The organism is Arthrobacter sp. ISL-69 (assembly GCF_018613775.1).
In the GTDB taxonomy this organism is placed as follows: Bacteria; Actinomycetota; Actinomycetes; order Actinomycetales; family Micrococcaceae; genus Arthrobacter.
Genome location: NZ_JAGGPO010000012.1, coordinates 256136 through 270776, shown reverse-complemented (window position 1 = coordinate 270776; position 14641 = coordinate 256136). Strand labels below are relative to the sequence as shown.

Here is a 14641-nt window from a genome sequence, read left to right as displayed (position 1 = left end):
AGCAACTTTCCAAACTTACCCGCTTGCTTCACCCGGGTCAAATCGGCCAACCCGACTCACTTTGCCTGCGGCAATCTGTGAAGTCTTTGCTGGCCAACTCCGGGGAGCAGCGCGGAAATAAACTCTACCACCACTTTTGCGAGGATACAAAGCCACCTCCGTCAGGGGCGCAAAAAGCCCGGGATCCCTGGGGATCCCGGGCTTTCGAGAGCGCTTTTTAAGCCTGGGGTCAGCTGGCCGGCTTGAAGAAGGCCGCGCCCAGTGGAGGCAATGTAACGCTCAGCGTCGCCGGCTGGCCGTCCTGGCCCTCCGCGGTAGCCGTGATGGCGCCCTTGTTCAGGACACCCGAACCGCCAAATGCGGAGTCGTCCGTGTTGAGGACCTCCTGCCACGCACCTGGTACCGGAACACCGAGGGTGTAGCCCTGGTGCGGGCCGCCGGAGAAGTTGATGGCGCACACCAGCGGGTTGCCGTCAGTATCCCAGCGGATGAACGACAGGACATTGCGGTCAGCGTCTCCACCGTTGATCCATTGGAACCCGCCCGGTTCGTTGTCCCGTTCGTACAGCGCGGGAGTCGACGCGTAGAGCTCATTCAGTTCCTTGGTGAGCAGCTGGACACCCCGGTGCGCCGGAATTTCCGCCAGGTACCAGTCCAGGCCGTGCTGTTCGGACCATTCAGCCTCCTGGCCGAATTCAGTGCCCATGAAGATCAGCTGCTTGCCGGGGTGGGCCCACTGGTAGGCCAGGAAGGCACGGAGGTTGGCCAGCTGCTGCCAGCGGTCGCCCGGCATCTTCCGGAGCATGGAGCCCTTGCCATGCACGACTTCGTCATGGCTGATGGGCAGGAGGAAGTTCTCAGTGAACGCGTAGACCATCGAGAAGGTGACGGTTCCGTGGTGCCACTTGCGGTTTACCGGGTCTTCGGATGCGTACTTGAGTGAGTCGTGCATCCAACCCATGTTCCATTTGAGTCCAAAGCCCAGGCCTCCGACGCTGGTCGGGGCGGTCACTCCGGGGAATGCAGTGGATTCCTCCGCGATCATCACCGCGCCCGGGTGCGTCTTGTACACAGTGGCGTTGGTTTCCTGCAGGAAGGAGATCGCCTCAAGGTTTTCGCGGCCGCCGTACCTGTTGGGCTGCCACTGGCCTTCCTCACGCGAATAGTCGAGGTAAAGCATCGATGCCACGGCATCCACGCGAAGGCCGTCGATGTGGAACTCGTCCAGCCAGTAGAGCGCGTTGGAGACCAGGAAGTTGCGGACTTCCGTGCGGCCGAAGTCGAAGATCAGCGTGCCCCAGTCGGGGTGCTCACCCAGGTTCGGGTCAGCGTGCTCATACAGTGCCTCGCCGTCGAACTGGGCCAGGGCCCATGCATCCTTGGGGAAGTGCGCCGGCACCCAGTCAAGCAGGACACCGATGCCCTCCTGGTGCAGCGCGTCCACGAGGAACCTGAATTCGTCCGGGTGGCCGAACCGGGACGTGGGCGCGAAGTAGGAGGTCACCTGGTAGCCCCAGGAACCGCCGAAGGGGTGCTCTGCCACCGGCATGAACTCCACGTGGGTGAAGCCAAGCCACTTGACGTACTCCACCAGCTCCTTGGCCAGTTCACGGTAGCCCAGTCCCAGACGCCAGGATCCGAGGTGGACCTCGTACACGCTCATGGGCGAGTTGTGCGGGTCCCGCTCGGCTCGGGCGGCCATCCACTCATCGTCCTTGAAGGCATAGGCCGACTCGACGACCCGCGACGCCGTGAGCGGCGGGACCTCCGTTCCGAATGCCAGGGGATCAGCTTTTTCCACCCAGTGGCCGGCTTTTGTCTTGATTTCAAACTTGTAGCACGCCCCTGCTAAAACACCCGGGATGAAGAGTTCCCAGACGCCGGACGAGCCCAGCGAGCGCATCGAGTTCTCCCGGCCGTCCCAGGCGTTGAAGTCACCCTTGACCCGGACGGCTTGTGCGTTCGGTGCCCACACGGCGAATGAGACTCCGTCCACGTCGCCGAGGGAGGACTTGTAGTGCTGGACATGGGAGCCAAGCACTTCCCACAGCTTCTCGTGGCGGCCTTCGCCGATCAGGTGAAGGTCCACCTCCCCGACCGTCGGGAGGTAGTGGTAGGGATCGTCCATAGCCTGAGGGGGCAGGCCCTCGTAGGTGACTTCCAGCCGGTAGTCGGGAACGTGGCCCGGCTGGAGGGGGTCCAGCACCACTGCCCAGACACCGTTGGCCTCATGCGTCATGGGCACGGTGCTGGCTGCGGTCACAACCGACACTGCCGAAGCCAGGTGCTTGACGGTGCGGATGGTGATGTGGCCGTGGTCGTCAAGGTGCGCTCCCAGGATGGAGTGCGGGGCGTGATATTCGCCCGACGCCACCCGTGAGAGGGTATCCGCGTCCACCTGAAGCGGCACACCGGGCCGGTCTGTACGTGCTGAGCCTGTCATTTTGTTACCTTCCGCTGCGGCTGCGGCTGATGCGCCGGAGCCTGTACTGCTGAGGAGACGTCGTGAGGCATTTACCGGAATGTCCAGCCATCCGGGCCTGTTCCGCAACTCATAGACAACTTCATACAAAGCCTTGTCCAGCCACAATGCCACAAACAAGGGCGAGCGGCGGTCAATGGTCCCGGGCGTAATTTCGCCGTAACCCGCCAGGAACGCGTCGGCGCAGTCGTCCACCCAGGATTCGGGCACACGGACCCCGGCCTGCTCGCGTTGGGCGGCACCGGCGGCGTAGTCGAAGGACCGCAGCATGCCGACGACGTCGCGTAACGGCACGTCGGGGAAGTTGCGTTCCGCGATGGGCCGCAGCGGTTCCCCTTCGAAGTCCAGGATGGCCCATCGTTCGGGCTCCCCCTGGTGCCCGGGCACCTGCAGGATCTGCCCCAGGTGGAGGTCACCGTGGATCCGCTGCAGCGCACCGGCGTTGCTGCCTTCAAGCTGCTTGAGCAGGCCGGACAGGGCGTCGTCGTACGGCCCGACGGCGGGACCTGCTTCCGTCCAGGACTGCAGGACCCGCTGCGCTACTCCGGGCGCGATGTCCTTACCCGGCGCGGATTCCACGGCCAGGCCGAGGGCCTCGGCCAGCCGCCGGTGCACTGTAGCCGTGGCAACGCCCAGGGCATGGGCCTCGGACGTGAAGTCCGTGCCCGAACTTGCGGCATCAACCGCCAGCCGCCACGCGTCCCGCCCGCCGGCCAGGAACTCATGGGCGACGGCGAGTTCGCCTTCAGACGTGCGCGGACTATCTTCGACGCCGTCCAGCGGGGCTTCCCACTCCCCCGTGACCCAGCCGAGGGTCGCCGGCACTTCCGAGGTCCTGGCCGTCGTCAGGGCTGCGCCGATTTCCACTTCCGGGTTCCGTCCTTCGGACAGCACCCGGAAGAATTTCACGATGGCCGCAGAGCCGCCGTCGTCCACTATCACCGAACTGTTTGACTGCTCACTGGAGAGGACCTTTACGGTGCCGGTGGCCGTAGGCAGCCGGTAGTCGGAGGGCACCAGGTGGCCCATCGCGTTTCCCTCCGGCGAGGTGCCGCCGCTCCGGATCAGCTCCAGCCAGGCCGAGACAAACACAGAGTCATGGACCGCATCGTAGATCCAGCGGCGTCCCTGGGCGGAGTCCCCTCCGTCGCCAACCAGCGCAGCTTCCTTGCCCGGCAGGGGCTCGGCCCGAAAGCTCAGCGGGACCTGCACGACGTCGGTCCGGCTGCCGCCGTCGGCCGTGGGATAGGTGACTGCCGCCAGGAACACCTCAAGGCCCACCTCGCCGCTGCTGTCGTCCAGGCGCACACCGCCGACAGGCGACAACGTGAATTCACCCGTCTTGACGGGGAACCAGCGCTGGCGCGGTAGCCAGGCCCTGAGCAGCTCGGCCAGGGAGGGGTTGAGTGTGGATTGGGTCATTTCAGCCTTCGATGGACAGGATCGGGAGGGCCTGGGTGAACGGCGAGGCCGGGTTGGATGCGGCCGAGCGGATCCGCAGCCAGAAGAAATCGTGGCTGCCGAGGGTCAGCGTGAGCAGGCCGTCGTCGCCGATTGCCGGGAAGGGCTGGCCGCCGAAAACGTCCCGGAGGCCGCGGCCGGCAAACTGAGGAAGCCGCAACGTCGTGGCCACCGGGTGCTGGGAGAGGTTGAACGCGCACAGGATCGACTCGGCGTCCTCCCCTGCAGCGTTGTCGGCCCGGATCTCCCGCAGGTAGGCAAGGACGACGTCGTGGTCCGCTTCGACGTGTTTGAAGCCCCCCAGCCCGAAAGCGGGGTGGTTCCTCCGGACGCTGAGGATCTGCCGGGTCCACCGCAGCAGCGAGCCGGAATGCGCGGCCTCAGCCTCCACATTGGCCATGCTGTAGTTGTAAACCAGCGACTGGATCACGGGCAGGTAGAGCTTGCCCGGGTCGGCACTGGAGAAGCCTGCGTTGCGGTCCGGGTTCCACTGCATGGGCGTACGGACGGCATCCCGGTCCTCAAGCCAGATGTTGTCGCCCATACCGATTTCATCCCCGTAGTACAGGAAGGGGCTGCCGGGGAGCGAGAGCAACAGGGCGTTGATGAGCTCTATCTCGGCCCGGGAGTTGTCCAGCAACGGGGCAAGCCTGCGCCGGATCCCGATGTTGGCCCGCATGCGCGGGTCGGGCGCGTACCAGCCGAGCATGGCCGCGCGTTCGTCGGCCGTGACCATTTCCAGCGTGAGCTCATCGTGGTTCCGCAGGAACGTGCCCCATTGCGCGCCCTCGGGAATGTCCGGCGTGTCCTTCATCGTCTCGATGATGGGCGCCGCCTTCTGGTCCCGCAGGGCGTAATAGAGCCGCGGCATGATGGGGAAGTGGAAAGCCATGTGGCATTCGGGTTCCTCTTCGGTCCCGAAGTACTCCACTACTTCCACCGGAGGCTGGTTGGCCTCGGCGATGATGACCCTGCCCGGATAGTTCTCGTCCACCATCTTCCGCAGCTTGCGCAGGAAGTCGTGGGTGGCGGGCAGGTTCTCGCAGTTGGTGCCCTCCTCCTCGAACAGGTAGGGGATGGCGTCTGCGCGGAAGCCGTCAATTCCCTGATCCAGCCAGAAGCGCACGACGTCGAACAGCGCGTCGATGACCTTCGGATTCTCGAAGTTCAGGTCCGGCTGGTGGCTGAAGAACCGGTGCCAGAAGAACTGCCGCCGGATGGGGTCGAACGTCCAGTTGGACTCTTCCGTGTCTACGAAGATGATGCGGGCATCCTGGTACTTCTCGTCGGTGTCGCTCCAGACGTAGAAGTCGCCGAACGGCCCGTCCGGGTCCTTGCGGGACTCCTGGAACCAGGGGTGCTGGTCAGAGGTGTGGTTCAGCGGCAGGTCGATGATCACCCGGACGCCACGGGCATGCGCTTCGGCCACCAGCCGCTTGAAGTCGCTGATGGTGCCGAACTCATCGAGCACGGAGTTGTAGTCCGAGATGTCGTAGCCGCCGTCACGGAGCGGGGACTGGAAGAACGGCGGCAGCCAGAGGCAATCGACACCCAGCCACTGCAGGTAGTCCAGCTTGTCGATGAGGCCGTGAAAGTCTCCGGAGCCGTCTCCGTTTCCGTCCGCAAAGCCGCGGACCAGGACTTCGTAGAACACCGCTTTGCGGTACCACAGGGGATCGTGCTGGAGGCCGGGGGCGTTTAGCTCGAATGTGCCTTTGGGGGTGAAGTGCTGGCTCGGGTTCTGTGGACTAAAACTCACGAATGCTACCTCCGGATATTCAGGATGTGTGCGGGTTCCAGGTGCGCGTCCAGGCGCACATAGTTGTATTCGCCCCACTCCCAGCTTTCGCCGGTCAGCAAATCATCCACCCGGAAGCCGCCGTTGTGCGTCAGGTCCTCGGGGTCGAGTTCGAGCGCCGCGAGATCCAGGGAAACGGTGCTCTCCCGGGTGCCGTGCGGATCGACGTTCACCACGATGATCAGCGTGTCCTTGGTGCCGTCCGGAAGCGTCTTGTGCTTCGAGTACACGACGGTGGCATCGTCCGTGCTGTGGTGCAGCGTCAGGTTCTGCAGGTCCCCCAGTGCGGGGTGCGCATGGCGGATTTCGTTGAGCCTGGTCAGGTACGGGGCAAGGGTCCGGCCTGATTCCGCCGCCGCGTCCCAGTCCCTGGCCTTGTATTCGAACTTCTCGTTGTCGATGTACTCCTCGGCGCCCGGCCGGGCCACGTGCTCGTAAAGCTCATATCCCGCGTATACGCCCCACAGCGGGCTTGCCGTCGCCGCGAGTGCGGCACGGATCTTGAACGCTGCCGGACCGCCGAACTGCAGGTATTCGGTCAGGATGTCCGGGGTGTTCACAAAGAAATTCGGACGGAAATACGCCGGCGACTTATGGCTGACCTCGGTGAAGTATTCCTCGAGTTCGGTCTTGGTGTTCCGCCAGGTGAAGTACGTGTAGGACTGTTGGAAGCCTGCCCGGCCGAGCGCGTGCATCATGGCCGGGCGAGTGAAAGCCTCCGCCAGGAACACCACTTCGGGGTGCTTCTTGTTGACCTTGGCGATGAGCCATTCCCAGAACCAGATCGGTTTGGTGTGCGGGTTGTCCACCCGGAAGATCTTGACGCCGTGGCTCACCCAGAGCAGCACAACCCGGAGGATCTCCTTGGACAGCCCCTCGGGATCGTTGTCGAAGTTCAGCGGGAAGATGTCCTGGTACTTCTTCGGCGGGTTTTCGGCATAGGCGATGCTGCCGTCCACCCGAGTGGTGAACCATTCGGGGTTGGACTCCACCCAGGGATGGTCCGGCGCAGCCTGCAGGGCCAGGTCCAGTGCCACCTCGAGGCCGAGTTCACGGGCACGGGCTACGAACGCGTCGAAGTCCTCGAAGGTGCCAAGGTCCGGGTGGATGGCGTCGTGTCCGCCTTCCTTGGCTCCGATGGCCCACGGCGAACCGGGATCGTGCGGGCCTGCGATCAGCGTGTTGTTCGGGCCCTTGCGGTGCTGGATGCCGATCGGGTGGATGGGCGGCATGTAGATGACGTCGAAGCCCATGCCCGCGACGGCGTCGAGCCTCTGGGCCGCGGTCCGGAACGTTCCCGACTGCCATTCGCCCGTTGTGTGGTTGCGGACGGCCCCTTCGGAACGGGGGAAGAACTCGTACCAGGCACCGCGGCCGGCCAGATCGCGTTCCACGAGCAGGGGGAAGCGCTCCGAGACGGTGACGTGTTCACGGATGGGCTGGCGTTCGACGACGTCCGTCACCTCCAGGCCGAACCCGGCAGCTAGCCGCTCCTCCGGGGACAGCGACGTGTCAGACAGAACCACGACGGCGGTCCGGAGCGTCCGCCGGTCGGAGGAGGGGCGGGCCGAATCCTCGGATGCTTCGGAGAGCAGCGCAGCTCCCTCGGCCAGCATCAGTTCGACGTCGATGCCCGCCTCAATCTTGACCTCTGCGTTGTGGTGCCAGGTACCGTACCGGTCATGCCAGGCCTCAATGGCGAATGACCAGTTGCCCGGGCCGGTGGGGGTGATGATGCCTTCCCACCGGTCGGTGCCCTTCCCCCGGTCGCCGCGAGGCGGCGCCAAGCGGACTCGCTGGCGTTCCTTGCCCTTGGGATCAAACAGCACCGCGCTGACTCCGAGCTGGTCGTGGCCTTCGCGGAATGCCGTCGCGCCAACTACAAGGCCTTCACCGGGCAGCGCCTTGGCGGGAAACTTACCTCCGTCCACCACGGGCTGAACGGCAGTGATCGGGAAACGGCCAAAACGCAGGCCCTCCGTGATCAGGGCCTTGGGCTTTTTGCTGGATCCGGCACTGGTTCGCGTATTAGTCGTCACAAACTCGACGTTATCTAGAAATCGCCCGTTTTGCTAAGGGGACTTCCGTGTTTCCTAGAGCAATCCGTCATTTACCTAAAAGAAACCAAAACATGTTCCGACGGCCCATGTTGTCGGTTAGTGTGACGCAGGTGAAGGCTATCCGCAGATTTACCGTCCGAACCGTCCTACCGGAATCCATCCGGCCGCTGGCCCGGTTGGCCACCAACCTGCGGTGGTCGTGGCACCGGCCCACCAGGGAGCTTTTTGAGGGACTCAACCCCGCCATTTGGGACGACAGCGCCCACGATCCGGTAAGTTTCCTTGGCCTGGTGAGCAGGGAGGAACTGCAGCGCCTCGCAGCGGACCAAGACGTCGTCCGCCGAGTCCAGGCCGCAGCCGAGGACCTGGACCGCTACCTCGAGCAGCCCCGCTGGTACCAGGGCCTGGGTGACGACGCCCCGTCCTGCATCGCCTACTTCTCACCGGAATTCGGAATCACTGAAGTTTTGCCGCAGTATTCCGGCGGCCTGGGAATTCTGGCCGGCGACCACCTTAAGGCAGCATCGGACCTCGGCGTGCCGCTCATCGGCGTCGGCCTGCTTTATCAGGCCGGCTATTTCAAACAGTCCCTGTCCCGGGACGCCTGGCAGCAGGAAACGTACCCGGTCCTGGACCCGGACGGGCTCCCGCTGACACTCCTCCGCGAGGACTCCCCCGACGGCAACGGCAAACCCATCCAGATCTCGCTGCCGCTCCCCCACGGGCGCCGGCTGCTGGCGCACATCTGGCGTGCCGACGTCGGGCGTGTCCCCCTGCTGTTGCTGGACTCAAACGTTCCGGGCAACGACGACGCCGCCCGTGGCATCACGGACCGCCTGTACGGCGGTGGCGGTGACCACCGCCTCCAGCAGGAACTGCTGCTCGGGATGGGCGGTGTGAAGGCGCTGCGCGTCTACCAGCGCCTCACGGGCTGCGCGGCACCGGAGGTCTTCCACACCAACGAGGGCCACGCCGGTTTCCTGGGCATTGAACGCATCCAGGAACTCATGTCCTCTGAGCGTCCGCTGACCTGGGAAGAAGCACTTGCGGCAGGGCGTGCCTCCACCGTGTTCACGACGCACACTCCGGTGCCGGCGGGCATCGACCGTTTCGAGGTCTCGCAGATCCAGCACTTTTTCGAGGCCGGGCTGGCTCCCGACGTGCCGGTGTCCAGGATCCTGGACCTGGGGCGTGAGGACTTCGCGGACGGCAACCCGTCGGTCTTCAACATGGCCGTGATGGGCCTGCGGCTGGCACAGCGCGCCAACGGTGTGGCCAAGCTCCACGGCGTGGTGTCCCGCGGAATGTTCTCGGCCCTGTGGCCGGGCTTCGACCATTCGGAAGTTCCCATCACCTCGGTGACCAACGGCGTGCACGTCCCAACGTGGGTGGACAGCCGCGTCTCGAAGCTGGCCCGGGACCAGTTCGGCGCCGAGGCGGAAGCCCTGGGCCGCTGGGACCTCGCCTACAACGTCAGCGACGAGGACGTCTGGGCACTTCGGCGCGAGATGCGCGTCTCGCTCGTGGAGGACGTCCGCAAACGCCTTCGCGCAGCCTGGAAGAAACGCGGGGCCGCCGACGCTGAGCTCGGCTGGACCGATTCCGTGCTGGACCCGGACATCCTCACCATCGGCTTCGCCCGGCGCGTGCCGACGTACAAGCGGCTTACCCTGATGCTGCGCGAACCTGCCCGGCTCAAGGCCCTGCTGCTGCACGAGACCCACCCCATCCAGCTGGTCATCGCGGGCAAGTCGCACCCGGCGGATGATGCCGGCAAGAAGATGATCCAGGACCTGGTCCGGTTCACCGACGATCCCGAGGTGCGCCACCGCATCGCGTTCCTGCCCAACTACGACATCGCCATGGCACGCACGCTTTTCCCCGGCTGCGACGTGTGGCTGAACAATCCGCTGCGGCCGCTGGAGGCGTGCGGCACGTCCGGGATGAAGGCGGCCATCAACGGCTCGCTGAACCTGTCGGTGCTGGACGGCTGGTGGGATGAGATGTACGACGGCGAAAACGGCTGGGCAATTCCCACCGCCAATAACAACGCCTCGCCCGAGGAACGCGACGACATCGAAGCCGCAGCCCTCTACGAACTGCTGGAAACTCAGGTGGCGCCCCGCTTCTACGGCCTCACTGTGTCCGACGCTGCCGGAGCAGCAGGGCCTTCGGAATCCGGAACACAGAAGGTGCCCACGCACTGGGTGTCCATGATCAAGCACACCATGGCGCACCTCGGCCCCGCAGTCTCCGCCGAGCGGATGCTCCAGGACTACGTGAACATCCTCTACCGTCCCGCCGCGGTTGCGGGGCGTCGGGCTGTCGCGGACTCCTTCTCCCAGTCCAAGGCCTTGGCAGCCTGGACGTCACGGATCCGTGCCTCCTGGCCCCAGATCCAGGTGGAACACGTCGATTCGGTGGGCGTCTCCGAGGACCCGCAGATCGGCGACACCCTGCAGGTGAACGCCTACATCGCGCTGCACGATCTCGATCCGGACGACGTCGCCGTCGAAGTTGCGTTCGGCCGCGCCGAGGAAAGCGACGAACTGGCCGATGTCACGGTGGCGGACCTGGTGCCCAAGGAAGACCTCGGCAAGGGGCGCTTCCTCTTCAGCGGCTCGCTGCTGATCGACCGCTCCGGGTCCTTCGGTTACACCGTGCGGGTGCTGCCCAAGCACTCGGCCCTTGCTTCGCGGGCTGAGCTGGGGCTCATCGTCAACGCCTAAGCGTGCCTACGGTCCCGACCGGCAACGTTCCCTCACTCAGTGAGGGAACGTTGCGTTTTTAACGGCGAAAGGTGCAAGAGCGTCGGTGCTTTCCGTGCGAAAAGTGCGAGAGGGTTGAGCTTTTGGCGGCAGGAAGTGAGAGAGCGTCGGCTAGAGGAAGACGGCGACCACGGACAGGCTCCTGCCGGCGTAGCTCTCCGCGTCCTGGAGGATCTCACAGATGACCCCGAACGAGCGGTCCGAGCGGTAGACGGCCGGGACCTGCCAGATGAACGTGAGGGGTTCCTTGCCGTCGTCCGTGACCGTATCCGCGAAGTCGTGCAGGGAGTCATTGAGGGCATCGAGGTTGACGCCGTAATGCTCCGGAAAATCCAATACTTCCCCGAACCTCTGGAGCACCGCTTTCTTCGTGTCGGCGGCGGGAATCACCAGGACCCGGCGGCCGGCGTCCGATGCCTGCTCGCGCAGCTCATCGATGGTCCAGGTGTCAGCGGAGTAAATCTTCATTTGTGCCCTTATTTGCCTTCGACGATAAACAGAAACGATTCGTAGTGGTCCGGCGTGTAGTATTTTTCGCCGGTCTCCCCCGAGACTATCCGGCGGGCGCCCCGGTCCGATTCGCCGGGAGTCTCAACCGTGAATTCCTTGTAGTAGCCGCCGGGTTTCCTAGGCAGCAGGCGCTCGAAGTTGCTGAAGACGGCGCCGTCACGCGAATAGGGGTAGGGCCCGCCGCGGGCGATCAGGGCCAGGGTCTCCCGTGCCTCCGGTGGAAGGCTTGAGGCAGGAACCGCGTCCAGGCCCGAGGTGTTCTTCACCCCGGGAACAGCGCCTCCCGCCGTCGGGCTCGCCGAAACGGCCGGTCCGGCCGGGTTCTCCTGCGTGTTGGACAGCACCAGGCCCAGGCCGACGACCAGAATCAGGACCGCGGCCAAGGTCAGGAGCCTCGCGATCCCCCTCATCGATTCCCCATTTCCGGAACCTACGTGCGGTAGATGCTGATGGTGTTGGACTGCACCACGTCACGCTCGCCGGCGGTCACCCTCACACCTTGGCGGCGGTCGTGGAGTTCAGACGTGGTCAGCCGGAGCTCGAACAGCCGCTTTCCCGTGCCTTCGTCGTTGCTGACGTCGGGCAGGGTGATTTTCATGTCGTTGGCGCTGCCGTTCACCACCACGAGCCCGTCCACCTGGCCGTCATCGGAACCGAGCAGGAGCTGGACAACACGGTGCTGGGGGTCATTCCAGCGGTCCATCGACATGGGATTGCCGTGCTCGTCGAACCAGTGCAGATAGGCCTGCTTGTCCCGGGAGGGGTAGTCGTGCGGCTGGCCTGCCAGGAACTCCTTCCGCAGCCGGATGACCCGTTTGGTGCTCCGAAGCATGGCATGGGATTCCGGCGTGCTGGTCCAATCCAGCCAGGTGATCTGGTTGTCCTGGCAGTAGGCGTTGTTGTTGCCCTGCTGCGTGCGTCCGATCTCATCACCGGCGGTGATCATGGGGATGCCCATGGACACCATCAGCGTGGCCATCAGGTTTCGGCTGGTCTGCGCCCGAAGCGCCAGGATGTCCTCGTCTTCGGTCCGGCCCTCAAAGCCGTGGTTGTAGCTGCGGTTGTCTCCGTGTCCGTCGCGGTTCTGCTCGCCGTTGGCCTCGTTGTGCTTACGGTCGTAGGACACAAGATCGGCCAGGGTAAAACCGTCGTGGGCGGTGAAGAAGTTGAGCGAGGCCATGCGGGAACGACCCGATTCCGCAAAAAGGCCTGCGGAGCCGGAAATGGAGTCGGCGAGGCGCGCCACGGAACCGCCCTGGCCGCCGGCATCGATCGCGGCCCGGTCCGCGACCCAGAAGGAGCGCAACGCGTCACGATAGTGGTCGTTCCAGTCCACCCAACCGTGCGGGAAGCGTCCGGTCTGCCAGCCGCCGTAGCCCACGTCCCACGGCTCGGCAATCAGCTTGACGGAGGACAGCACCGGATCCGCGGCGATGGCCACGAGGAACGGGTGGTGCGGGTCGAAGTCGTTCGCGGCGTTGCGGCAGAGGGTAACCGCGAGGTCGAACCGGAAGCCGTCGATGTGGAACTCGTCAACCCAGTACCTCAGCGAGTCGAGGACCAGCTGGACCACTCGGGGGTGGCCAAAGTTGAGGGTGTTGCCGCACCCGGTGGTGTCCACGTACCGGCCGTTGCCGTCGTTCCGGTAGTACTCCATCTCCCCCAGCCCGCGGAAGCTGAGCGTCTGCCCGTCGCGTCCGCCTTCGGCAGTGTGGTTGTAGACCACGTCCAGGATGACTTCCAGGCCTGCCGCGTGCAAAAGCTTGACCATGCCCTTGAACTCGTCCTGCACGGCCTGCGGCCCGGCCGCCTGCGCGGCCTGGGTGGCGTACGCCGGATGCGGAGCAAAGAATGCCGCGGTGTTGTAGCCCCAGTAGTTGGTCATGCCCAGGTTCTGGAGGTGCGGTTCGTCCATGTGGAAATGGACCGGCAGCAGCTGGACCGAGGTGATACCCAGGCCAGTGAGGTGCTCAATCATTGCCGGGTGGGCCATGCCGGCGTAGGTGCCCCGGAGATTCTCGGGGATGTCCGGGTGCAACATGCTTTGGCCGCGGACGTGTGCCTCGTAAATGATGGTGTTGCGCCATGGGACGTGAGGACAGCGGTCGTCGCCCCAGTCGAATCCGGGGGACATCCGCACGTTGGTGAGGAAGCCTTCGCGCTCATCCACGGCCCGGCCGTAAGGGTCCAACAGCAGCGGCTGCTCGCCGTCGTAGTCAAAGGCCATGGTGGGCACCGATACGGGGAGGGCGTCATCCTCGGAAGAGGAGCGGAACCCGTACCTCGACCCTGTGGGGAAGCCGTCCACGATGCCGTGGTGGACATCGTTTGTGACGTTCGGCAGCGTTTTCAGCTGCCACGTTCCGCCGGGCGCGCAGTAAGCGATTTCGAGCGTGCTCACACCGGGCGCGTAGACCGCGACGTTAGCGCAGGCACTCTGAGGATCGTCCGTTGCCGGAGAGCCCGTGCGCGGAACGCTGATACCCAGTGGAAACGGCCGGGAGGCGTCCACGGTTGAGGCTGTGTCTAGGAGTGGCATGACCATTGCTTAAATATTAGCTGTGCCACACAAATGCCTGATATTTTCCGCAATGTGTCGGGAAATGGGCTGGCCTTGTTCAGCGTTGCATACTGGAAGAACACGCCTAGTGGGAGGTAATTGTGCGAGTTGCACTTGCTCAAGTAGTTACGGGCCGCGACATTTCCGGGAATCTGGAGCTCGTGGAAAATTTCGCCCGCCAAGCGAAAAAAGGTGGCGCAGAAATGGTCGTTTTCCCGGAAGCAACCATGCGCGCGTTCGGCAATTCGCTTCTGGATATTGCTGAGCCGCTCGACGGTCCGTGGGCCACCCGCGTGCGGCGCATCGCAGGAGAGCTGGGCATCGTGATTGTGGCGGGCATGTTCACCCCGGGAGACTCCGGTTCTGCCGGTTCCGGTCAAACGGGCGCCGGCGCGTCGGACAGCGACGATGTCAGGAAGGTGCGGAATACGCTCCTCGTCACGGGTCCCGGCGTGGAGGCGAGCTACGACAAGATCCACCTGTTCGACGCCTTTGGCTTCGCCGAATCAGCCACGGTCGACGCCGGCACCGGACCGGTCACGTTCGAGCTCGGCGGCATCCGCTTCGGCCTGGCCACGTGCTACGACGTCCGGTTCCCGGCGTTGTTCACAGCCAACGCCGACCTGGGTGCGGAAGTGAACATCGTTTGTGCCTCCTGGGGATCAGGGCCGGGAAAGGTGGACCAGTGGCGCCTGCTGGCCCGTGCCCGCGCCGTGGACACCACCACCTACGTGCTGGCCTGCGGCCAGGGCGATCCCGCCACGCAAGGTATCGAAACCAAGGGACCGGCGCCCACCGGGGTGGGGCACTCCGCCGTCGTTTCTCCACTTGGTGAGGTCATCGAAGAGCTCGACGGCGGCACCGGGCTGCTGTTCGCGGACCTGAACCCCGCCGTCGTCAAGGAAGCGCGGGCAAAGCTCCCGGTCCTGGCCAACCGCCACACGTTCCAGTAACAGACGCTCTCTCACTTTCCGCAACAAAAACAGCAACGCTCGCTCACCT

At 64.6% G+C, this 14641-nt stretch carries 8 protein-coding genes; 2 read left to right on the top strand and 6 right to left on the bottom strand.

Translation table 11 applies throughout. The annotated features are described in order from the left end of the window. Positions 1 to 229 precede the first annotated feature (229 nt). The 3 genes from J7I79_RS09230 to J7I79_RS09220 are packed head-to-tail and all read right to left on the bottom strand — an operon-like array spanning position 230 to position 7780. Positions 230 to 3904 carry a 1,4-alpha-glucan branching enzyme gene (locus J7I79_RS09230; RefSeq protein WP_214952486.1) on the bottom strand — a complete coding sequence of 1225 codons (3675 nt, stop codon included), beginning with the start codon at positions 3902 to 3904 and terminating at the stop codon, positions 230 to 232. Position 3905: 1 nt separating this feature from the next. Next, on the bottom strand, positions 3906 to 5702 hold the full coding sequence (treS, locus tag J7I79_RS09225) for a maltose alpha-D-glucosyltransferase (protein ID WP_214952484.1): 1797 nt from the start codon (positions 5700 to 5702) through the stop codon (positions 3906 to 3908). Between the two features lie 5 nt (positions 5703 to 5707). Beyond that, the gene (locus J7I79_RS09220) at positions 5708 to 7780 is read right to left on the bottom strand and encodes an alpha-1,4-glucan--maltose-1-phosphate maltosyltransferase (RefSeq protein WP_311380552.1); all 2073 of its coding nucleotides are present in this window, start codon (positions 7778 to 7780) and stop codon (positions 5708 to 5710) included. A 131-nt stretch (positions 7781 to 7911) separates the two neighbouring features. On the opposite strand from J7I79_RS09220, the gene glgP reads away from it, so the two are divergent. Next, positions 7912 to 10530 carry an alpha-glucan family phosphorylase gene (gene glgP / locus J7I79_RS09215; RefSeq protein WP_214952482.1) on the top strand — a complete coding sequence of 873 codons (2619 nt, stop codon included), beginning with the start codon at positions 7912 to 7914 and terminating at the stop codon, positions 10528 to 10530. A 150-nt stretch (positions 10531 to 10680) separates the two neighbouring features. On the opposite strand, the gene J7I79_RS09210 is transcribed toward glgP, so the two are convergent. The 3 genes from J7I79_RS09210 to glgX are packed head-to-tail and all read right to left on the bottom strand — an operon-like array spanning position 10681 to position 13624. Beyond that, positions 10681 to 11037, bottom strand: coding sequence for a barstar family protein (locus J7I79_RS09210; RefSeq protein WP_214952479.1), 357 nt, complete (start codon positions 11035 to 11037; stop codon positions 10681 to 10683). Between the two features lie 8 nt (positions 11038 to 11045). Beyond that, positions 11046 to 11489 (bottom strand): ribonuclease domain-containing protein, encoded by a 444-nt coding sequence (locus tag J7I79_RS09205; protein WP_214952477.1) that lies wholly within the window; start codon positions 11487 to 11489, stop codon positions 11046 to 11048. Positions 11490 to 11509: 20 nt separating this feature from the next. Next, the gene (gene glgX, locus J7I79_RS09200; protein WP_214952476.1) at positions 11510 to 13624 is read right to left on the bottom strand and encodes a glycogen debranching protein GlgX; all 2115 of its coding nucleotides are present in this window, start codon (positions 13622 to 13624) and stop codon (positions 11510 to 11512) included. A gap of 116 nt (positions 13625 to 13740) precedes the next feature. On the opposite strand from glgX, the gene J7I79_RS09195 reads away from it, so the two are divergent. Then, a complete protein-coding gene (locus J7I79_RS09195) occupies positions 13741 to 14592 on the top strand; it encodes a carbon-nitrogen hydrolase family protein (RefSeq protein WP_214952474.1) in 852 nt (283 codons plus the stop codon). Positions 14593 to 14641: the final 49 nt, after the last annotated feature.

Coding starts and splice junctions, on each gene's coding strand:
- J7I79_RS09230 (WP_214952486.1), bottom strand. CDS start 3,904: ATGACCCAATCCACACTCAACCCCTCCCTGGCCGAGCTGCTCAGGGCC.
- J7I79_RS09210 (WP_214952479.1), bottom strand. CDS start 11,037: ATGAAGATTTACTCCGCTGACACCTGGACCATCGATGAGCTGCGCGAG.
- J7I79_RS09205 (WP_214952477.1), bottom strand. CDS start 11,489: ATGAGGGGGATCGCGAGGCTCCTGACCTTGGCCGCGGTCCTGATTCTG.
- glgX (WP_214952476.1), bottom strand. CDS start 13,624: ATGGTCATGCCACTCCTAGACACAGCCTCAACCGTGGACGCCTCCCGG.